Origin of the sequence: Brachybacterium saurashtrense (assembly GCF_003355475.1) — a bacterium.
Lineage (GTDB): Bacteria > Actinomycetota > Actinomycetes > Actinomycetales > Dermabacteraceae > Brachybacterium > Brachybacterium saurashtrense.
In genome coordinates, this window is record NZ_CP031356.1 from 2,919,379 (window position 1) to 2,942,521 (window position 23,143).

Annotated in this window: 21 protein-coding genes; 5 read left to right on the top strand and 16 right to left on the bottom strand. The window is 73.8% G+C overall.

Annotated features, from left to right (window positions below; all coding sequences use genetic code 11):
• Positions 1-20: 20 nt before the first annotated feature.
• The gene (locus tag DWV08_RS13105) at positions 21-818 is read left to right on the top strand and encodes an SDR family oxidoreductase (RefSeq protein WP_115414207.1); all 798 of its coding nucleotides are present in this window, start codon (positions 21-23) and stop codon (positions 816-818) included.
• An 18-nt stretch (positions 819-836) separates the two neighbouring features.
• On the opposite strand, the gene DWV08_RS13110 is transcribed toward DWV08_RS13105, so the two are convergent.
• The 7 genes from DWV08_RS13110 to DWV08_RS13140 all read right to left on the bottom strand — a co-directional run bounded on the left by DWV08_RS13110 (position 837) and on the right by DWV08_RS13140 (position 9,157).
• Positions 837-1,823: a TerC family protein gene (locus DWV08_RS13110; RefSeq protein ID WP_115414208.1), complete on the bottom strand. Its 987-nt coding sequence runs from the start codon at positions 1,821-1,823 to the stop codon at positions 837-839.
• A gap of 129 nt (positions 1,824-1,952) precedes the next feature.
• Positions 1,953-3,215: a M4 family metallopeptidase gene (locus tag DWV08_RS13115; RefSeq protein ID WP_115414209.1), complete on the bottom strand. Its 1,263-nt coding sequence runs from the start codon at positions 3,213-3,215 to the stop codon at positions 1,953-1,955.
• A 56-nt stretch (positions 3,216-3,271) separates the two neighbouring features.
• Positions 3,272-4,828: a histidine ammonia-lyase gene (gene hutH, locus DWV08_RS13120; RefSeq protein ID WP_115414210.1), complete on the bottom strand. Its 1,557-nt coding sequence runs from the start codon at positions 4,826-4,828 to the stop codon at positions 3,272-3,274.
• A gap of 119 nt (positions 4,829-4,947) precedes the next feature.
• Positions 4,948-6,324, bottom strand: coding sequence for a YjiH family protein (locus DWV08_RS13125; RefSeq protein WP_115414211.1), 1,377 nt, complete (start codon positions 6,322-6,324; stop codon positions 4,948-4,950).
• A gap of 36 nt (positions 6,325-6,360) precedes the next feature.
• Positions 6,361-7,668: an imidazolonepropionase gene (hutI, locus tag DWV08_RS13130; RefSeq protein WP_115414212.1), complete on the bottom strand. Its 1,308-nt coding sequence runs from the start codon at positions 7,666-7,668 to the stop codon at positions 6,361-6,363.
• Between the two features lie 146 nt (positions 7,669-7,814).
• On the bottom strand, positions 7,815-8,855 hold the full coding sequence (locus DWV08_RS13135; RefSeq protein ID WP_115414213.1) for a C2 family cysteine protease: 1,041 nt from the start codon (positions 8,853-8,855) through the stop codon (positions 7,815-7,817).
• Positions 8,852-9,157 (bottom strand): hypothetical protein, encoded by a 306-nt coding sequence (locus DWV08_RS13140; RefSeq protein WP_115414214.1) that lies wholly within the window; start codon positions 9,155-9,157, stop codon positions 8,852-8,854. The genes DWV08_RS13135 and DWV08_RS13140 overlap by 4 nt, the downstream gene beginning before the upstream one ends.
• Before the next feature lie 158 nt (positions 9,158-9,315).
• On the opposite strand from DWV08_RS13140, the gene DWV08_RS13145 reads away from it, so the two are divergent.
• On the top strand, positions 9,316-9,852 hold the full coding sequence (locus tag DWV08_RS13145; RefSeq protein ID WP_115414215.1) for a hypothetical protein: 537 nt from the start codon (positions 9,316-9,318) through the stop codon (positions 9,850-9,852).
• Between the two features lie 106 nt (positions 9,853-9,958).
• Here DWV08_RS13145 and hutU read toward each other — a convergent pair whose 3' ends face one another.
• The 3 genes from hutU to DWV08_RS13160 all read right to left on the bottom strand — a co-directional run bounded on the left by hutU (position 9,959) and on the right by DWV08_RS13160 (position 13,575).
• Complete coding sequence (gene hutU / locus DWV08_RS13150; protein ID WP_115414216.1) at positions 9,959-11,641, bottom strand: urocanate hydratase; 1,683 nt, start codon at positions 11,639-11,641, stop codon at positions 9,959-9,961.
• A gap of 230 nt (positions 11,642-11,871) precedes the next feature.
• Positions 11,872-12,657, bottom strand: coding sequence for an IclR family transcriptional regulator (locus DWV08_RS13155; protein ID WP_115415028.1), 786 nt, complete (start codon positions 12,655-12,657; stop codon positions 11,872-11,874).
• A 45-nt stretch (positions 12,658-12,702) separates the two neighbouring features.
• Positions 12,703-13,575, bottom strand: coding sequence for a formate/nitrite transporter family protein (locus DWV08_RS13160; protein WP_420897503.1), 873 nt, complete (start codon positions 13,573-13,575; stop codon positions 12,703-12,705).
• Positions 13,576-13,683: 108 nt separating this feature from the next.
• Here DWV08_RS13160 and hutG point away from each other — a divergent pair, with 108 nt between their 5' ends.
• Entirely contained in the window at positions 13,684-14,682 is a 999-nt protein-coding gene (gene hutG, locus DWV08_RS13165; RefSeq protein ID WP_115414217.1) for a formimidoylglutamase, read from the top strand.
• 47 nt (positions 14,683-14,729) lie between these two features.
• Here hutG and DWV08_RS13170 read toward each other — a convergent pair whose 3' ends face one another.
• The 3 genes from DWV08_RS13170 to DWV08_RS13180 all read right to left on the bottom strand — a co-directional run bounded on the left by DWV08_RS13170 (position 14,730) and on the right by DWV08_RS13180 (position 16,745).
• Positions 14,730-15,158, bottom strand: coding sequence for a GNAT family N-acetyltransferase (locus DWV08_RS13170; protein ID WP_115414218.1), 429 nt, complete (start codon positions 15,156-15,158; stop codon positions 14,730-14,732).
• Positions 15,155-15,754 (bottom strand): DinB family protein, encoded by a 600-nt coding sequence (locus tag DWV08_RS13175; protein ID WP_115414219.1) that lies wholly within the window; start codon positions 15,752-15,754, stop codon positions 15,155-15,157. Before DWV08_RS13175 ends, DWV08_RS13170 begins: the two co-directional genes overlap by 4 nt.
• A 70-nt stretch (positions 15,755-15,824) precedes the next feature.
• Positions 15,825-16,745, bottom strand: coding sequence for a sulfite exporter TauE/SafE family protein (locus DWV08_RS13180; RefSeq protein ID WP_115414220.1), 921 nt, complete (start codon positions 16,743-16,745; stop codon positions 15,825-15,827).
• A gap of 151 nt (positions 16,746-16,896) precedes the next feature.
• On the opposite strand from DWV08_RS13180, the gene DWV08_RS13185 reads away from it, so the two are divergent.
• Positions 16,897-18,045 carry a phosphotransferase family protein gene (locus DWV08_RS13185; protein WP_115414221.1) on the top strand — a complete coding sequence of 383 codons (1,149 nt, stop codon included), beginning with the start codon at positions 16,897-16,899 and terminating at the stop codon, positions 18,043-18,045.
• A 55-nt stretch (positions 18,046-18,100) separates the two neighbouring features.
• Positions 18,101-18,934, top strand: a complete 834-nt coding sequence (locus DWV08_RS13190; RefSeq protein ID WP_338142896.1) for a fructosamine kinase family protein — start codon at positions 18,101-18,103, stop codon at positions 18,932-18,934.
• Between the two features lie 103 nt (positions 18,935-19,037).
• On the opposite strand, the gene DWV08_RS13195 is transcribed toward DWV08_RS13190, so the two are convergent.
• From DWV08_RS13195 to DWV08_RS13205, 3 genes are all read right to left on the bottom strand, one after another.
• Entirely contained in the window at positions 19,038-20,471 is a 1,434-nt protein-coding gene (locus DWV08_RS13195; RefSeq protein WP_241237239.1) for a hypothetical protein, read from the bottom strand.
• Between the two features lie 230 nt (positions 20,472-20,701).
• Positions 20,702-22,042, bottom strand: coding sequence for an NADP-specific glutamate dehydrogenase (gene gdhA / locus DWV08_RS13200; protein WP_115414224.1), 1,341 nt, complete (start codon positions 22,040-22,042; stop codon positions 20,702-20,704).
• A 201-nt stretch (positions 22,043-22,243) separates the two neighbouring features.
• Positions 22,244-22,984 (bottom strand): glycerophosphodiester phosphodiesterase, encoded by a 741-nt coding sequence (locus tag DWV08_RS13205; RefSeq protein WP_115414225.1) that lies wholly within the window; start codon positions 22,982-22,984, stop codon positions 22,244-22,246.
• Positions 22,985-23,143: the final 159 nt, after the last annotated feature.

The window sequence follows — 23,143 nt, forward strand, 5'->3', positions numbered from 1 at the left end:
CGGGCCCTACCGTCGAGGCCATGCACACCGCCACCACCCGGCCCACCGCCGCCCCGCTGCCCCGCACCGCCCTGCTCACCGGCGTGGGACGCCGCCGCGGGATCGGTGCCGCGATCGCCCGCGGCCTCGCCGCGGACGGCTACGACCTCGCGCTGAGCTACCACGCCCCCTACGACCGGCGTGTGCTGGGCGAGGACGCCGACGTGGAGCTGCTCGCCGAGGAGCTGCGCGCGCAGGGCCGACGTGTGGTGCTGCTGCCGGGCGATCTGGCCGATCCCGCCGTCCCGGGCGAGGTGGTGGGCGCGGCCCGGGAGGCGCTCGGCACCCTCGGCGCGCTCGTGACCTGCCACTGCGAGTCCGTGGACTCCTCGATCCTGGACACCACGGTGGAGAGCTTCGACCGCCACTACGCGGTCAACGTGCGCGCCACCTGGCTGCTGCTGCGGGCCTTCGCGGAGCAGGTCGAGGAGGGCACCGACACCCCCGGCGGGTCGATGATCGCGCTGACCAGCGATCACACCGTGCACAACCTGCCCTACGGCGCCACCAAGGGGGCGCTGGACAGGGTGGTGCTGGCCGGCACCCACGAGCTCGCCGGCCGCGGGATCCGCACCAACGTGCTCAACCCCGGCCCGATCGACACCGGCTGGATGGACGAGACGGTGCGGGCCGCCTGCGCGGCGCAGATGCCGGGCGGGCAGCTGGCCGGCCCGGACACCGTCGCGGACCTGGTGCGCTTCCTGCTCTCGGAGCGGGGCGCGTGGATCCGCGGCCAGCTGCTGAACTCCAACGGCGGGTTCGCGACCCCGGCGGTGTGAGCGCGAGGGCCGCCGCGGTCACGGGGCGACGCGCTCGCGCCGGTTCTTCCGGCCCGCCGCGATCACCGAGGCGATCACCGAGGCTCCCATCGCGACCACGATGAAGCTCAGCGACAGCCAGATCGGCACCTCGGGGATGCGCTGCAGCACGGAGAAGCCGGGCACGAAGCCGAGCGGCGCCTCGTGGATCGCGTGGATCAGCAGCTTCACACCGATGAAGCCCAGCACCGCCGCGATGCCGTAGTGCAGGTATGCCAGGCGGTCCAGCATCCCGCCCAGGAGGAAGTACAGCTGGCGCAGACCCATCAGCGCGAAGATGTTCGCGGTGAACACCAGGAACGGGTTGCGGGTCACGCCGAAGATGGCGGGGATCGAGTCCAGCGCGAACATCACGTCGGTGATGCCCAGGGTGAGGAACACCAGCAGCAGCGGGGTGAACACCGTCCGGCCGTCCACCACGGTGCGCAGCCTGTTCTCGTCGTAGTGCTCGGAGACGGGGATGACCCGGCGCACCAGGCGCATGATCCAGGAGTCGGCGCCGTCGTCCTCGTCCTCGAAGGCCTGCTTCCACGCCGTCCACAGCAGGAACAGCCCGAACAGGTAGAAGATCGCCGTGAAGTGCTCGATGATCACGGCGCCGGCGAGGATGAACAGGCCGCGCGCGATGAGCGCGATGATGATGCCCACCATCAGCGCTTCCTGCTGGTACTTCCGCGGCACCCCGAACTTCGTCATGATCAGGATGAACACGAAGAGGTTGTCGATGCTCAGCGAGTACTCCAGCAGCCAGCCGGTGACGAACTCGCTGGCCGGCTCCCGGCCGCCCACGAACAGCAGCACCACCGCGAACACCAGCGCCAGGCCCACGTAGAAGCCGATCCACGCCGCGCACTCCTTCATGGAGGGCAGGTGGGGGCGCTTGATCACGAGCAGGAGATCGGCGAGCAGGATCGCGCAGAGCACGATCAGCGCGGTGATCTCGAAGCCGAGGTGCAGTTCTCCCATGAGACGTCCTTCAGCGAGGGGGCGGAGCGGGGCGGGGCCGCCCCGCGCCGCGGGCGCGGGAGGAGGCGGCGCTTCTCAGGTTAACCCTCGGCCCGGCGACCGGCCCTCGGCGCCGCCGTGAGCTCACGCTCATCGGCGCCCGGGACGGACCCCGACCTCCTGCCAGGCGTCCTCGACCGCGCGGTACGCCGAGGAGCCCTGGCCATGGCGGTCCGCGGCGACGGCGAGGGTGGCGGCGGCGAAGGTCGCGAAGTCGGCGTCCTTGGGCAGCCCGGAGCCCGTCAGCGCCTCGTACCACAGCGGCCCCGCCCCCTCCCACGACGTGCCGCCGATCCCGGTCGCCGCCAGGAAGAACGCCCGGTTGGGGATGCCGGAGTTGATGTGCACGCCGCCGTTGTCGTTCTCCTCGTCGTGCGGGAGATCGGCGTAGTGCTCCATGGAGGCGGGCTGGGGATCGGTGCCCAGCACGGGGTCGTCGTAGGCGGTGCCGGGCGCTTTCATCGAGCGCAGCGCCACGCCCTGGACCCGCTCGGTGAACAGGCCCTCGCCGATCAGCCAGTCCGCCTCCTCGGCGCTCTGGCCCAGCAGGCGCTGCTTCACCATCGCACCGGCGCAGTCCGCGATCGACTCGTGCAGCGCCCCGGGCTGGGCCACGTAGATCAGTCCCGCCGTGTACTGCACGACCCCGTGGGTGAGCTCGTGGCCGATCACGTCCACGGCGTTCGTGAAGGAGCGGAAGTGCACCCCGTCGCCGTCGCCGAAGATCATCTGCTCCCCGTCCCAGAAGGCGTTGAGGAAGTCCTGGCCGTAGTGGACCGTGGCGATCAGCCCCATGCCCCGGTCGTCGAGGGAGTCGCGGGAGAAGGCCTGGTGATAGAGCTCCCAGGTGGCCCCGAGGCCGTCGTAGGCCTCGTCGGCGGAGTCGTCCCCCGTCGGCGCCCCGCCCTCCCCGCGCACCAGAGCGCCGGGCAGGGCGGTGCCGCCGCCGGCGTCGTGGATGCTGCGCCGCGGGCCGAGGCCCCGGGCGGCGGCGGTCACGGCGTCGTGCGGCACGGCCGACGGCGGCGCACCCTCCCCCGTCATGGGCCGCGGGCCGCGCAGGCGCTGCTGGAGATGGGGCGGGACCAGTCCGGCGGCCGTGCTCGGCGGGCCGACGCGACCGGTGCGCACCGCGCGCACCTCGCGGCTGCGGGCGACCAGCCGGCCGATCTCGAGCGTGCGCGCGGCCGCCGCGGCGCCGCCGGCCCGGTCGACTCCCTCGCCGCCGTCGCGCGCGTCGATCCCGTCGGGCCCCTCGCCCGCCGAGGCCGTCTCCGCCCGGGCGATCTGCCGCAGCAGATGGGGAGGAACGATGCCGCAGGCGGTGTGAGGCGCGTCTCTTCCGGTGTGCATGGCCCCACTATGGACCCGGGGCCGGACGCACGGAAGGGCGCCCGGCCCGGCGGGCCTCATCGCAGCGCGCCGGTGACCTCCTCCACCGCGGCCAGCACGGAGCCGTCGGCGAGGCGCGCCTCGGCCTCGGCGATGTCCGGGGCGAGGAAGCGGTCCGGGCCCGGCCCCTCCACGGTGCGGCGCAGCACGGCGATCGCGGCGGCGCAGGCGGCCGACGGGGCCAGCGGCGCGCGCAGGTCGATCGCGCGAGCGGCGGTGAGCAGCTCGATCGCGAGCACCCGGCGGAGGTTCTCCACGCTGGTGCGGAGCTTGCGGGCGGCGTGCCAGCCCATCGAGACGTGGTCCTCCTGCATCGCCGAGGACGGGATCGAGTCCACGCTCGCCGGGGCCGCCAGGCGCTTCATCTCCGAGACCAGGCCGGCCTGCGTGTACTGGGCGATCATGAAGCCCGAGTCCACGCCCGGATCGTCGGCGAGGAACGGGGGCAGGCCGTGGGAGCGGGCCTTGTCGAGCATCCGGTCGGTGCGTCGCTCCGCGATCGAGGCGAGGTCCGCGGAGACGACGGCGAGGAAGTCCAGCACGTAGGCGACCGGCGCGCCGTGGAAGTTGCCGTTGGAGGTGACGGTGCCGTCCTCGAGCACCACGGGGTTGTCGATCGCGGAGGCGAGCTCCCGCGCGGCGACGGTGCGGGCGTGCTCGATCGTGTCACGCACGCCGCCCGCCACCTGCGGGGCGCAGCGCAGCGAGTACGCGTCCTGCACGCGGGAGCCCTCGGCGGCCACGTCGGCGATGATCGGGGACTCGGCGAGCAGGGCGAGGATGTTCGCGGCGGAGGCCTCCTGGCCGGGGTGCGGGCGCAGCGGAGCGTGCAGCTCCGGGCGGAACACGGTGTCGCGCCCCCGCAGGCCCTGCACGGACATCGCGGTGTTGAGATCGGCGGTGCGCACCAGCTCCTCGAGGTCCGCCAGCGCCATCAGCAGCATGCCCAGCATGCCGTCGGTGCCGTTGATGAGGGCCAGGCCCTCCTTCTCCTCCAGCAGCACCGGCTCGATGCCCGCCTCGGCCAGCAGCTCCGGGACGGGCCGCTCCACCCCGTCGCGGTCGCGGGCGCGCCCCTCCCCCATCAGCACGATCGCGCAGTGGGACAGCGGGGCGAGATCCCCCGAGCAGCCCAGCGAGCCGTACTCGTGCACGATCGGGGTGATGTGGGCGTTGAGCAGGGCGAGCATCGTCTCGACCACCACCGGGCGCACCCCGGTGCGGCCGGAGGCGAGGGTGCGGGCGCGCAGCAGCATCAGGGCGCGCACCACCTCGGTCTCCACCTCGGGGCCGGCACCCGCGGCGTGGGAGCGGATGAGGGAGCGCTGCAGGGCGTGGCGCATCGACGGCGGGATCGACGTGTCGGCGAGCGCGCCGAAGCCGGTGGAGACCCCGTAGACGGGGGTGTCCCCGGCGGCCAGGGCGTCGATGTGGGCGCGCACGGCGGCGACCTGCGCGCGGGCCGCGGGGTCGAGCTCCACGCGGGCGCCGCGACGGGCCACGGCGAGCACCTCGGCCGGGGTGAGGCCGGAGGTGGAGAGGGAGACGGCGGCGGGGGCGGCGGTGCTGGTCATGGGGTCCTTTCGGGGAGTGCGAGGGGTGGGGGCCGACGGGCGGTCCGGGGGCGGTCAGGCCGCCGGCGGGCGGGCCGGGGGCGGCGAGGCCGCCGACGGGCGGGCCGTCCGCGAGCGGATCACAGGAGCAGGTGGGCGAGCGGGGCGGCGATCAGGATGGTGAGCACCACGCGCAGGAACCACACCACCACCAGGTGCCCCACGTTCACGGGGATGCGGGTGGCGAGGATGGAGGGCACCAGGGCGGAGAAGAACACGATCTGGGACACGGCGGTGACGCCCACGGTGAAGCGCAGCACCTCCGACTCGTGGCCGGCCACCACCGTGGCGGGCAGGAACATCTCCGCGATGCCCACGGCGAAGGCCTTGCCGGCGAGCACCGGGTCGGGCAGCTGCACGAGGAACGCGAAGGGCACGAACAGCCATCCCAGGAGGTCGAACACGGGGGTGTAGGTGGCCAGCAGCAGGCCCGCGAGGCCCACGGACAGGATCGAGGGCACGATCGCGGCGCTCATCAGCACGCCGTCCTTGAAGGTCCCCCAGGTGCCGCGCAGCAGCCCGGGCGCATTGGCGAGCGCCCGCATCGCCTCCTCCCACGCCAGGGCGAGGCGGTTGCCGCGGGGCGTGGGCTCGGGGGTGTGGGTGACGTTCCCGAAGGTCTCCGCCGGCACCCGGCTGAGCGGGGGGATCCGCACCGTGATCGCGGTGACCGCGAAGGTCACCACCAGGGTGAGGACGAAGTACAGCGTCCAGTGCGCCATCAGGTCCAGGGTGCTGGCCACGATCACCATGAAGGTGGCGGAGACGGTGGAGAAGCCGGTGGCGATGATCGCCGCCTCCTTCCCCGTGTACCGGCCCTCGCGGTACACCCGGTCGGTGATCAGCAGCGCGAGCGAGTAGGAGCCCACGAAGGAGGCGACCGCGTCCACCGCGGCGCGGCCGGGCACCTTCCACACCGGTCGCATGATGGGCCGCACCAGCACGCCGATGAACTCCATCAGGCCGTAGTTGATCAGCAGGGCGAGGAACACGGCGCCGATGGGCACGATCAGGCCCACCGGGATCCCGAGCTTCTCCCACAGGAAGGGGCCGATGTCCGGGTTCGCGAGCGGGCCGGGGTAGTAGCCGGCCGCGGCGCACACCGCCACCGCGAGGCCCACGACGTTCAGCAGCGAGAAGACGGTGCGCAGCGCACCGCGGCGCCAGCTGCCGGTGACGAAGGGGCGCACCGTGCCCAGCAGCACCAGCGCCACCACCACCCACGGCACGGCGGGGCCCAGCAGCCAGCGCACCAGGGTGAGGGCGTGGTCCACGAGGATCGTGGACCTCCCGCCGATCTCGACCGAGACGAAGAACATCGCCAGGCCGATCGCGCTGTACACGAAGAAGCGCCAGCGGTGGCCGGGCATCGGCCGCAGGGCGATGCCCGAGGTGTTGCGGCGGGCGGCGGTGCCGCCCAGGCCGGGGTCGTGCGCGGCATCGGACGTCGTCATCATCGAGAGCGTCCTTTCGTCTCGGAGGAGGGGGACGGGCTACGGGGTGGGGGTGGGAGGGACGGGGGCGAGGGGCTGCTCCTGGCCGTGCCGCCACACCCGGTGGGTCATCGGCATGCCGGGGCGGTAGGCGAGGTGGATCGCGGCGGGGGCGTCGAGCACGTGCAGGTCCGCGCGGGCGCCCACGCCCAGGTGGCCCACGTCGCCGCGGCGCAGCGCGAGGGCGCCGCCGCGGGTGGCGGCGCGCACGGCCTCGCCGAGCGAGAGGTGCATCTGCAGCACCGCGGTGGTGACGCAGAAGCTCATCGCGCTGGTGTAGCTGGTGCCGGGGTTGCAGTTCGAGGCGATGGCGACCGCGGCCCCGGCGTCCAGCAGCTCCCGCGCCGGCGCCAGCGGGGCCCGGGTGGAGAGGTCGCAGGCGGGCAGCACGGTCGCGACCGTCGGCCCGGCGTCGACGGCGAGCAGGCCGGGACGGTCCCCGGGGGCGGTGGGCCGGGCGGCGGTGGCGGCGAGCGCCTCGACGTCCTCGGCGGCGAGGTGGTTGACGTGGTCCACGCTCGCCGCACCGAGCGCGGCGGCGAGGGCGACGCCGCCGGAGCGGCCCAGCTGATGGCCGTGCACCCGCAGGCCCAGCCCGGCCGCGGCGCCGGCGCGCAGCACCTGCGCGGACTGCTCGGGGTCGAAGGCGCCGTCCTCGCAGAACACGTCGATCCACCGCACGTGCTCGGCGACCGCCGCGAGCATCTCCCCCGCCACCAGGTCCACGTACTGCGCGGCGCCGGGGCGGCCGTCCTCGCCGTCGAACTCCCGCGGCACCAGGTGGGCGCCGAGGAAGGTGGCCTCGTCGAGAGCGCCCTCGGCGATCAGCGCGTCCAGCAGCTGCGCGGCGCGCAGCTCGTCGGCCACGGTGAGGCCGTAGCCCGTCTTCGTCTCCAGGCAGGTGGTGCCGCCCGCGACGGCCTCCGCGATCCGGTCGCGCACCAGGTCGCGCAGGCGCGCGTCGGCGGCGGCACGGGTGGCGTCGGTGGTGACGGCGATGCCGCCGGCGCTGTAGGAGCGCCCGGCCATGCGCGCCTCGAACTCGGCGGCGCGATCCCCGTCGAACACGAGGTGCGAGTGGGAGTCCACCCAGCCGGGCAGCACCGCCCGACCGCCGAGGTCCTCCCGGGCGTCGGCCGCGGGGGCGTCGGCGGCGGGGCCGGTCCAGGCGATGCGCCCCTCCTCGATCACCACCGCGGCGTACCGCAGCACCTGCGCGTCGGCGACGTCGCCCGGGCGGGCGGGATCGTCCAGGGCCGGGTCGAGGGTCCACAGCTCGGAGATGCCGGTGAGAACGGTGCTGGTCATGGCCCGAGGCTACGGGCGGCGACGGCGCCCGTCACAGACCCGCCGCCCGGCTATTGTCCGGGATACCGGACGTGCGGGGGTCGACGGGTCACGCGGCGGCGGCGTGCGCCGGCACGCCCGGACGGCAGCAGTCCTCGAGCCCGCCGTCAGAGCCACCCGATGCCGTCGCCGATACCGATGCCCTCGAACATCCCCGGCTCGTCGGTCCGACCCACGGTGGTGCGTCCGAAGCTCTCCCGGTACCCGTCGTACGTCATGGTCACGGTCTTCGGCGCGTTGGGGTCGCCCGGACCCCACGGATTGGTGACGGTCACGGTGCCCGCCTCCGTGTCCACCGAGGTCACGGTGTAGGCGTGGTTGCCGACGATCTGGTCGTGCGCGGGATCGTCGATCCCGCCGGTGTCGGTGTTGACCAGGCGCCCCCGATCAAGCTGCTCGGCGAGCTCGCCGAGCTCGAGCGAGTCGTAGGCATCGGCGCCCTTCCCGGTGAGCGTCTCCATCGCGTCTTCGGGGAAACCGCCGTTGATGTCCACACCCCTCTCCTCGAGATGCATCGCATAGGCGCGCTCGTACAGGCTGTACAGGGACTGGTCGCCCTCGGCGTCACGGACTCCGCCCTCCTGGACGGACTCGACCTGATACACGATCGGGTCGCCGTTCTCGTCGTACATGGTGACCTCGTAGACCCCGGGCTCGACCTCGTCGACGTGGTCGCGCAGGAAGTCCGGGTCACGCTGCGCGAGGGCCTGCAACGAGGACAGCAGGTAGCAGTCACCGATGCCGCCCTGGGCCGAGGTGTCGGGGTCGATCGACTCGTCGTCCTCGGGGATCTCCTCGTCCGCTGGTTCGGTGCCTTCGGCATCACCGGGATCCTTCACGGCCCCGACCTCGTCACCTCCCGGCCCGATCACCCCTCCGCCGCCCTCGGCAGAGGATGCCTCGTCCTGCTCGTCGGCGTGGCCGAGCAGCTCGTCACCGCGACGGTCGATGTCCTCGAGAAGGGTCGACGCGTCACGGAATCGGGACTCCGCCGCGCTGCGGAACTGCTCAGCGTCGGGGCCCACCCATCCGACGGAGCGAACGACTGCCCCCAGCTCCGCGAACAGGCTCCGCAACGCGCCCGTCTGCGCGCGCAGCGCATGTGCATGGGCGCGAAGGTGGTCGGTGTCGGCCCCGAGCGGGATCATCGCGCACCCTCGCCGTCATCAGGCAGCACCGTGACCAGAACTCTCCCGCGGCCGGTCGGGGCGGGCCCGTCCTGGCGCCGTGACGGCGGCGGCACCTCATCGAGCCGGAGGCTCACGCCGTAGTCCGTCGCCGCCGTCCCACCGAGCTCGATCCGCACCAGCTGGGACTCGTCGCCACTGCGCACGATCACCTTGGCATAGGAGGCCCCGGGCTCGCCGGAGAACCCCTTGATCGCCAGGCGAAGATCCCGCCACGGCGTCACCGCTCCCAGCACGATCGCCACCTGCTCCTCGGTCTCCATGACGCATTTCCTCCCGTTCGCCCCACGTCGTTCCCCCGAGTCTGACGCACCGGCGACATGCGGTCGATGGGCAGAACTCCCCTGTGGATCGTGCATCAGCGGTGAGACCCTCTGGAACACTGACGGTGTCGAACCCCTTCGTGGACCCAGGAGCATCGATGACCACCTCGACTCAGCGCCCCGCCACCACCGCGTCACGGGTGTCACCGGCCAAGCCCTCAGAACTCCGCCCACGGCCGCGCGCGGGCAGGGGCCTCGGCGCGGCCGCGGCCGTGCTGCTCCTGGCCGGCTGCGGGCTGATCGGGGGCACTCCGGGCGGTGGCGACCCCGAGGGCGAGCTGCTGCCGGAGGGCACCACCGAGGTGCAGCTCGCCGTGGGCGAGAGCGCGCAGGTCTCCCTGGGGCTCGGCAGCCAGGGGGTGGGGGACGACTGGGGCGTGGTCTCCATGACAGACGACGCCGTCGCCGAGGCCGAGGTGGTCATGGACGAGGAGGTGATCGGCACCGACGAGGGCGGGGACGCCCCCGGGGCATCGATGCCGTACGCCGTGGAGCTGACGGGCGTCGAGGCCGGCACCACCACGGTGCGGGTGCTGTACTGCACCCGCTCCGAGATCGCCGAGGACTGCGACCAGAGCTCGGGCACCCTCGAGCCGCCGGTCGACCCGGTCGAGATCACCGTCGTCGTGGAGTGAAGCGGGGTGCTCCGCGGTCTCCGCGGCGCACCCCGCTCCTCCTCCTCGTGGGACCCGCCGTCTGCGGGATCTGTCGCCCCGGCCTCCGACGGCGGTCCTGCAGGGCTCAGTCCCGACGCACCGGGGTCATCGGCACCCGCACGCCGCGCTCGTGGGCGACCTGGTCGGCCCGCGAGTAGCCGGCGTCCACGTGGCGGATCACGCCCATCGCGGGGTCGTTGGTGAGCAGGCGCTCGAGCTTCTGGCGGGCGAGCTCTGTGCCGTCGGCCAGGCCCACCTGGCCGGCGTGGATCGAGCGGCCGATGCCCACGCCGCCGCCGTGGTGGATCGAGACCCAGCTGGCGCCGGAGCTGGTGGAGGTCAGGGCGTTCAGCAGCGGCCAGTCCGCGATCGCGTCCGAGCCGTCGAGCATCGACTCCGTCTCCCGGTAGGGGGAGGCGACGGAGCCGGAGTCGAGGTGGTCGCGGCCGATCACGATCGGGGCCTTCACCTTCCCCTCGCGCACCAGGTCGTTGAAGAGCATCCCGGCCTTGTGCCGCTCGCCGTAGCCCAGCCAGCAGATGCGGGCGGGCAGGCCCTCGAACTCCACGAACTCGTCGGCCGCGTCCAGCCAGCGGTGCAGGTGCTCGTTCTCGGGGAACAGCTCCTTCAGCGCGGCGTCGGTGACCTTGATGTCCTCGGGGTCGCCGGAGAGCGCCACCCAGCGGAACGGCCCCAGGCCCTCGCAGAACAGCGGCCGGATGTAGGCCGGGACGAAGCCCGGGAACTCGAAGGCGCGCTGGTAGCCGGCGTGGCGGGCCTCGTCGCGGATCGAGTTGCCGTAGTCGAACACCTCGGCGCCGGCGTCCTGGAACTCCACCATCGCCTGGACCTGGCGGGCCATCGCCTCGCGGGACTTCTTGGTGAAGCCCTCGGCATCGGCCTCGGCCTCGCGCTGCCAGTCCTCGACGGTCACCTCGGAGGGCAGGTAGCTCAGCGGGTCGTGGGCGGAGGTCTGGTCGGTGACCACGTCGATGTGCAGGTCGCCGGCGCGGTGGCGCTCCAGCAGGGCGGGGAAGACGTCCGCCGCGTTGCCCACGATCCCGATCGAGAGGCCCCGCTTCTCCGCCGTGGCGGCGTTGGCGCGGGCGATGGCGTCCTCGAGGTCGTCGGCGATCTCACCCAGGTAGCGCTTGGCGACGCGGCGCTCCAGCCGGGTGCGGTCCACGTCCACGATGAGGCACACGCCGTCGTTGAGGGTCACGGCCAGCGGCTGCGCGCCGCCCATGCCGCCGCAGCCGCCGGTGAGGGTGATGGTGCCGGCCAGCGTGCCGCCGAACCGCTTCTGCGCCACGGCGGCGAAGGTCTCGAAGGTGCCCTGGAGGATGCCCTGGGTGGCGATGTAGATCCATGAGCCGGCCGTCATCTGGCCGTACATCATCAGCCCCTCCGCCTCGAGCCTGCGGAACTCGGGCCAGGTGGCCCAGTCGCCCACCAGGTTGGAGTTCGCCAGAAGCACGCGCGGGGCCCACTCGTGGGTGCGCAGCACGCCCACCGGCTTGCCGGACTGGACCAGCAGGGTCTCGTCGTCCTCGAGGTCCTTGAGGGTCTCGACGATCGCGTCGAACGCCTCCCAGGAGCGGGCGGCGCGGCCGGTGCCGCCGTAGACCACGAGGTCGTCGGGGCGCTCGGCGACCTCGGGGTCGAGGTTGTTCATGAGCATGCGCAGCGGGGCCTCGGTCTGCCAGGACTTGGCGGTGAGGTCGGTGCCGCGGGGGGCGCGGACGGGGCGGGCTCCGGGGAGGGTCATCACTGGCTCCTGGTCGCGGTGAACGAGCTGAGGAGGCCAGCACACCACCGGGAGCAGCCCCTGGTCGAGGGCCCGCCCGACGTTGCTGTCCGGGATACCGGGCAGGGGTGCGCCCGTGCGGCACGGCGATCGCCACGGCGGAGAGACCCGCCCGTCGGCCCCGTGCTCAGCGGAGAGACCCGCCCGTCGGCCCCGTGCTCAGCGGAGAGACCCGCCCGTCGGCCCTGTGCTCAGCGCGGCGGGCCCGCCGGCCGGCCCTGCAGGCGGCGGCCGATCTCCTCGGCGGCGCGCCGCACCGCCTCCTCGCACTGCGCCCGACGGGCCTCGTCGGTCGCGGCCTCCACGAAGGTCACGGCCACCGCGGCCGCCGGCCACCCGGCATGGTCCTGCACCACGGCGGCCACCGAGGCGAGCTCCTCGGTGACCTCCCCCGACTCCCGGGCCACGCCGTCCCGCCGCACCTGCACCAGCAGCTCCCGCAGCTCCTTCGGGCCCGACGGGCCGCGCACGTCGGTACGGGCGGTGAAGTGCGCCGCCTGCCCGTACAGAGCCCTGATCTGGGCGGCGGGCAGCGCGGCGAGGATCGCGCGGCCGCTGGCGGTGAGGTGCGCGGGGATGCGCACGCCCACGTCGGTGACCAGGCCCGGCCGGTTCCGGGCCCGCTCCTCGATCACGTAGAGCACGTCCCGGCCGTGCAGCACCGCGAGATGCCCGGACTCCCCCACCTCGTCCACCATCGCCTCCACCACCCGCCGGCCCAGCCGGGCCAGCGGCTCCTGCTGCAGGTAGGCGCCGGAGAGCTCGTGCGCCGCGGGCCCCAGTCCGTACAGCCGCTCCTGCTCCAGGTGCAGCACATAGCCGTGCGCCACCAGCGTGGCCAGCAGGTCGTAGGTGCGCGAGCGCGGCAGGTTCAGCTCCTCGGCGAGCCGCGCGGCCGGCACCGGGGAGCGGCGGGCGGCAAGCGCGGTGAGCAGGCGCAGCGTCGCCTCCGCGGCGGGGACCTTCGGGGTGTCCATGCCCTGCAGGATGCCAGGTCGGCGCGGGGCCGGCATCGGGGAAGCTCAGCGGCGCGCGTCCTCCTCGGCAGGGGACGCCGCCTTCGCGTCGCGCTCGGCGCGCACAAGCTCCCAGGTGCGCACCAGGCGCGGGGCGGTGAGGATCACCAGCCCGCCGAGCATGTTCAGCGGGATCACCCAGCTGCACCACACCAGCCAGTCGAGGTAGGTGATGTCCGCGCCCGCATGCATGGAGCCGAAGATGATCGCCGAGGTCATGGCGCCGTGATGCATGGCCAGGCCCACCACCAGGAAGCCGGAGATCAGCGAGTTGGCCAGGGTGGCGATGCCTTCCGAGGAGCCCTGGTTCATCCGGGTGATCAGGGTGATCGTGAACCCGGCGAGCAGCGCGAGCGCCCCGGTCTCGAGCGTCAGCCCGTCGCGCATGTACCCGGTGGCGGACTCGGTGAGCACGTCCTCGAAGCGCGGGAAGGCGGCGACCACCAGCCAGGTGAACGCCCAGCCCCCGGCGAGGTTGGTGAGCAGCGTGGTCCCCCACAGCCGCAGCAGCTGCCACCAGGTGCCGTGGCGGGCCACCACCGCGTTGATCGGCACCAGGAAGTCCTCGGTGAACAGCTCCGAGTGGGCCAGCCGCAGCGCGTACAGGCCGATCCCGAAGGCGAGGCCGCCCAGCAGCTTCGACCCGGTCGCATCCAGCACGGCGAGCATCGCGAGCAGCCCGATGCCCACGTCGATCCCGCCGAACAGGCCCGTGACCACCAGCGCCCGCCAGGTGCGGTTCAGGCGGTTCGCGCCCTCGGTCACCGTGTTGTGGAATTCCTCGACCAGGGCGTCCTCGACGGGCTCGTCGCTGTGGCCGAGCCGTCGGCGCTCCTCGACCTCCGCCTGCTTCGTGCGGTCCATCCTCTGGTCCGTCATCGACTGCCCCCTTCCTGGGACGCTGCGGCGCCCGGTCCGGTCGGCCGGGCTCCGCAGGGTGTCATCATGGCACCGCACGGAGCGAGCGCGAGGACGCGAGGAGACCTGATGACCGCACAGCCCGAGGACGCTGCCCCCCTCTGGACCGGACGCCACGACGGCGACGGGCCCGAGCACGCCCGCTGGCACCAGGCGGTACAGGTGGTGGGCGACGGGGCCGCGCCGGATCCCGCCGCCGACCACGTGGCCCTGCTCGGCTTCCGCTCCGAGGAGGGGGTGCGGCGCAATCGCGGCCGGGTGGGTGCGGCCGACGGGCCGGCGGCTCTGCGCCGGGCGCTGGCCCCGATGGCGCTGCACGGCCCGCTCGCCCACGGCGCGGTGGGCCTGCACGACCTCGGCGACGCCGTCACCGTGGGCGAGGACCTCGAGGCGGGGCAGGACGCGGCCGCCGCGCTCACCGCCCAGGGCCTGGATCGCGCCGGGGCCCGCCTCACGGTGGTGCTGGGCGGCGGCCACGAGACGGCGTGGTCCTCCTACCTGGGCCTGATGGGCTCGGGCATCGGCCCGCGCGCCGGGCAGCGCTGGGGCGTGCTGAACCTCGACGCCCACTTCGACCTGCGCAGCGAGCCCCGCCCCACCTCCGGCACGCCCTTCGCGCAGATGGCCGCGGCCGAGGAGCGGGCGGGACGCGCGCTGCGGTACGCCGTGCTGGGGATCGCCGAGGCCTCGAACACCGGGACGCTGTTCCAGCGCGCCCGTGAGCTGGGCGTGACCTGGTGGACCGATGAGCAGTGCCTCGCGGCCGGGGCCGAGGGGATCACGCGCTTCGTCGAGGAGTTCGCCGCGGAGCTGGACGTCCTCTACCTGACGATCGATCTGGACGTGCTGCCGGCCGCGGTCGCGCCGGGCGTCTCCGCCCCCGCCGCCCACGGGGTGCCGCTGCCGCTGATCGCGGCGGCGGTGCGCGCCGCGGCGAGCTCCGGCAGGCTCGCCCTGCTGGACGTGGTGGAGCTGAACCCGCGCCTCGACGTCGATTCCCGCACCGCCCGCACCGCCGCACGGCTCATCGACGACGCGGTGCGCACCGTCGCCGGCGCCTCCGCCTGACCTCCCGCGCAGCGGGCGGGCCTCCGGCGCCGCGGCCGGGTCTCCGCTCAGTGCAGGCGCACGAAGGCGCGCAGTCCCGGGTCGTGGTCGTGGGCCTCGACGAACCCTAGCGCCTCGTAGAACGCCCGCTGACCGGGCTCCGCATCGGTGAGCAGCACCTGCTGGCGCACGGCCTCGTAGGGAGCGAACACCTCCTCGACGAGACGCCGACCGATGCCCTGCCCCTGCGCGCCGGGATGCACGAGCACGTCCTGCAGGTAGGCGATGACGGCGCCGTCGCCCACCACCCGGGCGAGGCCGAGCAGCTGCCCGTCCCGTCGGGCGGTGACCACGCGGCCGCTGCCTCGCAGGGCGCGTTCGAGCGTCTCCGGCTCCCGGGTGTAGGCGCCCCAGCCCACGGCGTCGTAGAGAGCGAGAGCCTCGTCGAGCGCCGGTACCTCGGCGCGGAGCTCGAGACCTCCTCCGGCCCCGCTCACTCGCCCGTGCTCCCGTCGATCGCCTCGCGCAGCAGGTCGAGGTGGCCCACGTGCCGGGCGTACTCCTCGATGAGGTGGGTGAGGATCCAGCGCAGGTTCAGCGGCTCGCCGGCGCGGCCGCCGCGCACGGGGCCGTCCAGGTCCGTCCAGCCCGCCTGCGCTGCGCGCGCCGCGGCGACCCGCTCGCGGTAGGCGGCGAGGTCCGCGGCGGCGGTGGCGGGCGTGCCGTCGAGCAGGTCCCCGTCGGGGTTCTCCGGCGTGCAGTACGGGTCCGGCTGCTCCTCCCCGAGCAGCACCTCGCGCAGCCAGTACTCCTCGACGACTCCGAGGTGGCGCACGATCCCCAGCGGGCTCAGGGCCGACGGCGGCGCGGAGCGCCGGCACAGCTGCTCGGGACCGAGGCCCTCGACCTTCTGCAGCACGGTGGCGCGGTGGAACTCGAGCCAGGCATCGAGGGACGCGCGCTCACCGGCGAGGAACGGCGGGGCGAGGCGTGCCGCGGGGGCGGGGCCGGGAGCGTCCGCAGAGGCGGGGTCGGGGGCGTCCTGGGACGCGGGGCGGGCGGGGTCCGCGGGGGCGGGAGACGCAGTATCCATGGCCCGGACTGTTCCACAGGCCGCCGACATCCGACGCCACCTTTTCCCCGCGCTCGGGGAGCTCCTCGCGTCAGAGCAGCAGCGTCTCCACCAGGGTCACCACGGCCACGCCGGCCAGGAGCGCGGCGAACAGCAACGTGAGCGTGGAGGGGCGCGCCTTCGTGGACAGCGGCCCGCCGATCACGCCGCCCAGCGCGGAGCCGGCCGCGAAGATCAGCGTGGTGGTCCAGTCCACGTACACCTCGGTGCCCACCCGGGCGAGCAGGCTGGTGATGGTCGCGATGATCATCACCAGCAGGCTGGTGCCGGAGGCGCTGCGCATCGCCAGCCCCAGCGCGATCACCAGCATCGGCACCACGATGAACCCGCCACCCACGCCGAAGAAGCCGGTGAGCAGGCCCGTGAGGGAGGCCGCCGCGATCACACGGCCCAGGCGCGGGGACGGGGCCGCCGACGGGGCCAGCGGCAGCTCGGCCTCGCCGTGATGGTGGTGCAGCCCGTCGGCCGTCTCCACCATGTCGGGGCCGGGCTGGTCCAGCACCGGGTCGTCGTGCACCTCCACCGGCGGCGGGTCCGCCGCCTCGGTGGTGCCGTGGGCGGCGACCTCGAGCGCCTCGTCGCGCCGGGCGCCGACGCCGCGCCGCAGCATCACCACGGCCACGGCCGCGAGCATCACGCCGAACAGGGTGAGCAGCACGTCTGCCGGGACCAGGGCGGACAGCCGCGAGCCGAGCACCGCGCCCACCACGGACACGCCCGCGAACACCAGCCCGGCCCGCCACTGCACGTTCCGCTTGCGGGCATGGTGGGGCAGGCTCGCCAGCGCGGTGATCAGCACGATCACGAGGCTCGAGGCGGTCGCGTCGTGCGGGTCCATGCCCAGCAGGAACACCAGCACGGGCACCGCGAGGATGCCGCCGCCCGCGCCGAGCGCCCCCACCACGATCCCCACACCGATGCCGACGGCGATCGCGAGCAGGACGAGTTCCATCGGGCGGTCTCCTCCACGGGGACGGGGGCGGGCGTCGCGCCATCGTATCCACGGCCCCGGTGCCGGATCGCCTGTCTGTCTCGCAGGTCACCGCCTCGCTCCGGGGGCACGGCGCCGATAGGATCGAGGGCATCCTCGGAGAGGAGCGGTCATGGCCACGGACCCGCCCCCGGGCGCCCTCACGCCCCTGGACCCCGCCTCGCCCGCGATGGGCGAGCGTCTGGTGGAGGTGTGGGGACGCGGCGCGCTGGTGCTGCCGCTCGCGGAGGACTCCACCCCGCTGCCGCTGCCCGGCCTCCACCCTCGGACCTTGCCGCCCTCGCTCTCCGGCCGCGCCCGCGCCTCCCTCGCGGGGGTGGGCGAGCGCTTCGCCGCCTGGCGGGTGAGCCCGCAGGAGAACGCCTCGGTGATCGTGCGGATCGCGCACGTGGCGCCCGAGGAGCTGCACCAGGACCTGCGCCACGAGATCGCGGCGCTGACCCTGCTGCCGGCGGAGATCGGGCCCGCCCCGATCGCGGTGCACGCCGACGCCGCCGCCAGCCCCCTGGGCCACCCCTGCGTGGTCACCACGGACGTGCGCGGGGTCGCCGCGGTGCCGGAGACGTGGACGGGCGCGCACCTGCACGCCCACGCCCGACTCCTCGCCCGCCTCCACGCGGTGCCGGCGCCGGGGCGCGGCCCCGTCAGCCTCGGCGAGGATCCGTGGGCGGCGGTGCCCGCCGGTGCTCCGCAGCTGCTGCCCGAGGTGGAGGCGGAGGTGCGCTCCTGGCGGGAGCGGCATGGTGCGCTCCTGGCCGAGCACGGCCTCGAGCCGTTCCTCGAGCGGGCGCTCGAGGAGGTCGCCGGCATCGAGGCGCAGATCGCCGCGCTCGACGCCTTCGCGCTGTGCCACGGCGACCTGTGCACCACCAACATCCTGTGGGACGGCATGGACCCGGCCACGGGCACGCCCCGCGTGCAGTACATCGACTTCGAGTGGGCGCAAGGCGACGATCCCGCCCGCGACCTCGCGATCCTCGGCGGCAGCGTGCACGGCGGCCCCTGGTACGTGCCGCTGGACGAACCGCAGGTGGCCGCGTTCGTGGACGCCTACCTGGCCGCCCGCGCAGAACTCGGCGAGGTGCCCGCCGCCGTCGCGGACCGCACCGCCCTGCGGGAGCGGATGCGGGCCTGGACCGCGTACGAGCGCACCGCGATGCTGGTCCACGTCGCCTCCCGCGCCACGACCCGCGCCTCCCACCGGCGGGTGCTGCCGGTGCTGCGCGCCACCCTCGCCGCGGAACTCGGCCTGCCGGACTGAGCCGCGGGCGGCGGCTCCCGCGAGCCCGCGCTGTCCTCCGGGACACATCCCTCACCTGCACGGTGGCGCGATCGTGCGCGGGTCTGCCTACGGTGGGCCCATGAGCGACTTCGTGAAGACAGCATCGAACGCCCCCAAGGGGTACCTCGCCGCCGAGGCGGCCGGTCTGCGCTGGCTCGCCGAGCCCGGCGCCGCGGCGGTGGTCGAGGTGCTCGAGGAGGGCAAGGAGGAGCTGCGCCTGGCACGCCTCGAGTCGACGACCCCCACCCCCGAGGCCGCCCGCGCCTTCGGCGCCGCGCTGGCGCGCCTGCACGACGCCGGCGCGCCCGGCTTCGGCTGGTCCCCGGCCGACCCCGCCTTCTTCGGCCCCGCCGAGGACCCGTTCCCCGTCTCCACCGCGGTGGAGGCCGAGTTCGCGACCTACTGGGCGGAGGAGCGGCTGCGCCCCCTCGCCGACAAGGTCACCCGCACCCTCGGCGCCGAGGGGCACGACACCGTGGACGAGGCGATCGACCTCATCGCCGACGGCGCCTTCGACGGCGTGAGCGGCCAGGGCGCCGAGGAGCCCGCCCGGGTGCACGGCGACCTGTGGTCCGGGAACCTGGTGTGGACGGCGGAGGGCGCGACCCTCATCGACCCGGCCGCCCACGGCGGCCACCGCCTCGAGGACCTCGCCATGCTCTCCCTCTTCGACGCCCCGCACCTCGAGGAGATCTTCGAGGGCTACACCGAGGAGCACCCGCTGCCCGGCGACTGGGAGCAGGACCTGCCCGCCCACCTGCTGTTCGGCCTGCTCGCGCACGTGCACCTGTTCGGCGAGGCGTACGTGGACCAGACCATCGGCACCGCCGAGGCGATCATCGCGCGGGCGGAGGAGCTGGGGTTCTGACCCGGCCCCCACAGCGCGCACGAGAGAGGGCCGGTCCTCGCGGCGGAGCCGCGACGGCCGGTCCTCTCTGCTGCCGCACCCACCCCGGGTCAGCGGCGACGACTCAGTGGTCGTGGTCCTCGTGGTCGCCGCCGTCGTCGGAGGCGCCGTGGTCATGGGCCTCCTCCTCGGCGTGGTCGTGCTCCTCCTCGGAGCCCTCCTCGCCCTCGTGCTCGTCGTGGTCATGCCCCTCGGAGACGACCTCGTACTCGCCGGAGGCGGTGCCGGTGGTCACCTGGATCTCATGGGGCACCACGGGCAGCTCCAGCTCGCGGTACACCTCGCCGCTGGCCACGTCCACCATCGCGAGGGTCTGCGCCGCCGGGTCCACCACGAAGGCGGTGCCGTCGGCGACGGCCAGCATCGGGCCGGCCTCCTGCCACTCGTCCGGCTCGGTCCACTCGCCGGTCACCGGCACCTCGTGGAGAATCTCGCCGGTCTCGGGATCGAGGATGTTCAGCTCGCCGTCATAGGTGAGCACCAGCGCCTCGCCGTTCGGCCCGCGGTCCAGGGAGCGGAACCAGTACGGGGAGCCCAGGTCCACGATCTGCTGGGTCGCGTCGCGGGTGTCGATCAGGGCGATCTCGGTGGGGCGCTCGATGCCGCCTTCGGGATCGGCCTCGACCTTGTGGTCCGCGAGCACGATCGGGGAGTCCTCGGTGCCCTTCTGGTTGCCGGAGCGCTGGTAGTCGCCCTCGATCGCGACCTTGTGGAACTCGCCGTCGCGGTAGATCACCGAGCCGTTCTCGCAGCCCAGCGAGATCACGTCGCCGCTCTCGGTGGGCTGTGCGGCGGCCTCGCCGTGCACGCCGGGGCAGTCGTCGGTCTGGGCGGTGACGTTCCCGTCGGCATCCAGCACCTGCACGGTGCTGCGGGCGTCCTCGGTGCCCTGGGTGGTGAGCAGGCCGCCGTCGGAGAGCGGCACGGCCACGCCGTGGTGGGCGTCGTCGGTGGCGGTCTCCTCGAGCACGTCGAGCTCGCCGTCGGCCAGGGCCGACGGGTCGATGATCGTGATCGCGCCGGTGCCGTCGGCGAAGAGCGCGGTGCGGCCGTCGTGGGGGACCACGTGGCCGGGGTGCGGCGCCTCGACGGAGAGGTCGGTGAGCGCCGGGTCCTGGACGTAGTAGTGGAAGTGGTCGCCGTGCCCCTGGGCGAGCAGGCCGGTGTCGTACATGGTGATCGCGTCGGAGGCGCTGACCGCGACGTGGCGGCCGTCGCCGGCGGGGTTCAGGCGCACGTAGCCCTCGAGCGCGGTGTCGTCCAGCACGGCGCCGTCCTCGGAATCGAGCGTGACCACGCCACCCTCGTACGCCAGCACGATGCGGGGGGTGAGGGCGCCCACCTCGGTGCGGTCGGAGGCGGTGGTCTCGGCGGCATCGGGGGTCGCGCCGCCCGCATCGGAGGCGCCGGTGCCGGTCCCGGAGCCGCAGGCGGCCAGAGCCAGCACGCCCGCGCCGAGAAGCGCCACGGCGCGCCGCTTCATGACAATGTTTCTCATCAGATGCATGCCAGGAAACTATCAGCGAATGAGAATCTTTCCCAACCGAGGAGGCGTGTCCTGGCTCACAGCGGCGGGTGCCCGTGGAGCGCGGTCGAGGAGCCGACGGGAAGAGCTCGGTGCGGACCGGACGAGGACGGGCCGAGGGCGATGCCGCCGCGGAGCACCGCAGTCGACACCACCCTCGGCCCGTCGAGGCCCGGCACCGCCGTGCGGTGCGCCGGCTCGGCTCAGATCACGCCGAAGGCGATCATTGCGTCGGCCACCTTGCGGAAGCCGGCCACGTTCGCACCCACCACGTAGTCGCCCGGCCGGCCCACCTCGTCGGCGGTCTCCAGGCAGGTGGAGTGGATGTTCTTCATGATCTGGGTGAGGCGCTCCTCGGTGTACTCGAAGCTCCACGCATCGCGGCTCGCGTTCTGCTGCATCTCCAGCGCGGAGGTCGCCACGCCGCCGGCGTTCGCGGCCTTGCCGGGCCCGAAGGCGATCCCCGCCTCGCGGAACACGGTCACGGCCTCGGGCGTGCAGGGCATGTTCGCCCCCTCGGAGACCGCCAGGAGGCCGTTCTTCACCAGGGTGCGGGCGGCGTCGGCGTCGAGCTCGTTCTGGGTGGCGCTGGGCAGGGCGATGTCCACCGGGACATCCCACACGCTGCCGCCCTCGACGAAGCGGGCGCCCTCGCGGCGCTCGGCGTACTCGTGGATGCGGCCGCGCTCCACCTCTTTGATCTGCTGCAGCAGCGCGAGGTCGATGCCCTGCTCGTCCACCACGCAGCCGGAGGAGTCGGAGGCCGTGACGGCCACGCCGCCCAGCTGGTGCACCTTCTCGATCGCGTACAGCGCCACGTTGCCGGAGCCGGAGACCGCGACTCGTCGGCCCTCCACGGAGGAGCCGCGCGCCTTCAGCATCTCGTCGGCGAAGATCGCCGCGCCGTAGCCGGTGGCCTCCTTGCGCACCAGGGAGCCGCCCCAGTCCAGGCCCTTGCCGGTGAGCACGCCGGCCTCGTAGCGGTTGGTGAGGCGCTTGTACTGGCCGAAGAGGTAGCCGATCTCACGGGCGCCCACGCCGATGTCCCCGGCGGGGACGTCCGTGTACTCGCCGATGTGGCGGTGCAGCTCGGTCATGAACGACTGGCAGAAGCGCATCACCTCGCCGTCGCTGCGGCCGTGCGGGTCGAAGTCGGAGCCGCCCTTGCCGCCGCCGATGGGCAGGCCGGTGAGGGAGTTCTTGAAGATCTGCTCGAAGCCGAGGAACTTCACGATGCCCAGGTTCACGCTGGGGTGGAAGCGCAGACCACCCTTGTACGGGCCCAGCGCGGAGTTGTACTCGACGCGGAAACCGCGATTGACCTGCACCACGCCGTGGTCGTCCACCCACGGCACCCGGAAGATGATCTGGCGCTCCGGCTCGCACAGGCGGGTGAGGATGCCGTGGTCCTGGTACTCCGGGTGGCGATCCTGGATGACCTCCAGCGACTCGAACACCTCGCGCACGGCCTGGTGGAACACGGGCTCCCCGGGGTTGCGCTGGAGAACCTGGTCGTAGGTGGCCTGGAGAGTCGAGTCGAGCATCGCAGTCCTTTCAGGGGCCCGGGGGTCCCCGATGTTCGGGGTCTCCGCGGGAGCGGAGGTCACGGCGCGGCCCAGGCTACGCGTCGACCACCCCGCGGGGCAGGGGCTGTTCGGTGAGTGAACATGCAGCCTCCTGTCGCAGTGATGCACAGGGGTGATGTCACGGCCCGGCGCATTTCCCGCGGGCGACGGGCGACGCCCTCAGCCCGCGCGCACGTCCAGCTCGCGCTGGATCCACGCCGGGTCGTCGGTGGTCAGGGAGTCCGCCCCGCAGGCGAGGGCCACCTCGAGCTGGGCGGAGCTGTTCACCGTCCAGGGGTTCAGCGTGAGGCCCGCCTCGTGCACCGCCTCGGCCGCCCGCAGGCTGAGCCCGTCGATCGACGGGCCGATCCCGGCGGCGCCGAGCCGCGTCGCGGTGGCGATGGCCTGCTCGTCGATCCGCTCCACCAGGTAGGAGACGGACACGTGCGCGCTGCGACGGATCTCCTCCAGCGCGCCGGCGTGGAAGGAGATCACGGTGGAGCCCGCGGCGGGCGAGGCCGGGTCCAGCTCCCGCAGCCGCTGGGCCACGGCGGCCGCGGCGGCGGCCGCCTTGACCTCGATGAACACCGGCACCGTGGTCATCGCCAGCAGCTCCTCGAGGGAGGGGACCCTCTCCCCCTCCGGCAGCAGCACTCGATCGAGCTCGGCGCGGGTCAGCTCGCCGATCGCGCCGCTGCGCAGCGGGGACTCCGCCGCGGCCGTGCGGTCCACGGTCTCGTCGTGCATCACCACCACGTGCCCGTCGGCGCTGAGGTGCACGTCGCACTCGAGCAGCTGCGCACCGTCCTCGATCGCGCGGCGGAAGGCGGCCAGGGTGTTCTCCGGCGCGTGGGCGGAGGCGCCGCGGTGGCCGACGATCGCGGGACGCTGGGGGGCGGTGGTGCCGGACTGCGCGGTCATGCTGCTCCTGCTCTCTGGGGGTGCACGAGGTGCGGACGGGTCGATGCTGTCATGGGCGGACGTACGGGAGTGCGGGCACGGCTGAACCGGCAGGGAGCGGGGGTGCCGACCCGCGCCCCGACGGCGGCGGCGGGGAGGCCGACGCTCCACGGCATGGTG

What these genes read in the sequence shown, in the direction of transcription:
- DWV08_RS13105 (WP_115414207.1), top strand. Translation starts at nt 21, where the DNA reads ATGCACACCGCCACCACCCGGCCCACCGCCGCCCCGCTGCCCCGCACC.
- DWV08_RS13110 (WP_115414208.1), bottom strand. Translation starts at nt 1,823, where the DNA reads ATGGGAGAACTGCACCTCGGCTTCGAGATCACCGCGCTGATCGTGCTC.
- DWV08_RS13115 (WP_115414209.1), bottom strand. Translation starts at nt 3,215, where the DNA reads ATGCACACCGGAAGAGACGCGCCTCACACCGCCTGCGGCATCGTTCCT.
- hutH (WP_115414210.1), bottom strand. Translation starts at nt 4,828, where the DNA reads ATGACCAGCACCGCCGCCCCCGCCGCCGTCTCCCTCTCCACCTCCGGC.
- DWV08_RS13125 (WP_115414211.1), bottom strand. Translation starts at nt 6,324, where the DNA reads ATGATGACGACGTCCGATGCCGCGCACGACCCCGGCCTGGGCGGCACC.
- hutI (WP_115414212.1), bottom strand. Translation starts at nt 7,668, where the DNA reads ATGACCAGCACCGTTCTCACCGGCATCTCCGAGCTGTGGACCCTCGAC.
- DWV08_RS13135 (WP_115414213.1), bottom strand. Translation starts at nt 8,855, where the DNA reads ATGATCCCGCTCGGGGCCGACACCGACCACCTTCGCGCCCATGCACAT.
- DWV08_RS13140 (WP_115414214.1), bottom strand. Translation starts at nt 9,157, where the DNA reads ATGGAGACCGAGGAGCAGGTGGCGATCGTGCTGGGAGCGGTGACGCCG.
- DWV08_RS13145 (WP_115414215.1), top strand. Translation starts at nt 9,316, where the DNA reads ATGACCACCTCGACTCAGCGCCCCGCCACCACCGCGTCACGGGTGTCA.
- hutU (WP_115414216.1), bottom strand. Translation starts at nt 11,641, where the DNA reads ATGACCCTCCCCGGAGCCCGCCCCGTCCGCGCCCCCCGCGGCACCGAC.
- DWV08_RS13155 (WP_115415028.1), bottom strand. Translation starts at nt 12,657, where the DNA reads ATGGACACCCCGAAGGTCCCCGCCGCGGAGGCGACGCTGCGCCTGCTC.
- DWV08_RS13160 (WP_420897503.1), bottom strand. Translation starts at nt 13,575, where the DNA reads ATGACGGACCAGAGGATGGACCGCACGAAGCAGGCGGAGGTCGAGGAG.
- hutG (WP_115414217.1), top strand. Translation starts at nt 13,684, where the DNA reads ATGACCGCACAGCCCGAGGACGCTGCCCCCCTCTGGACCGGACGCCAC.
- DWV08_RS13175 (WP_115414219.1), bottom strand. Translation starts at nt 15,754, where the DNA reads ATGGATACTGCGTCTCCCGCCCCCGCGGACCCCGCCCGCCCCGCGTCC.
- DWV08_RS13180 (WP_115414220.1), bottom strand. Translation starts at nt 16,745, where the DNA reads ATGGAACTCGTCCTGCTCGCGATCGCCGTCGGCATCGGTGTGGGGATC.
- DWV08_RS13185 (WP_115414221.1), top strand. Translation starts at nt 16,897, where the DNA reads ATGGCCACGGACCCGCCCCCGGGCGCCCTCACGCCCCTGGACCCCGCC.
- DWV08_RS13195 (WP_241237239.1), bottom strand. Translation starts at nt 20,471, where the DNA reads ATGAGAAACATTGTCATGAAGCGGCGCGCCGTGGCGCTTCTCGGCGCG.
- gdhA (WP_115414224.1), bottom strand. Translation starts at nt 22,042, where the DNA reads ATGCTCGACTCGACTCTCCAGGCCACCTACGACCAGGTTCTCCAGCGC.
- DWV08_RS13205 (WP_115414225.1), bottom strand. Translation starts at nt 22,984, where the DNA reads ATGACCGCGCAGTCCGGCACCACCGCCCCCCAGCGTCCCGCGATCGTC.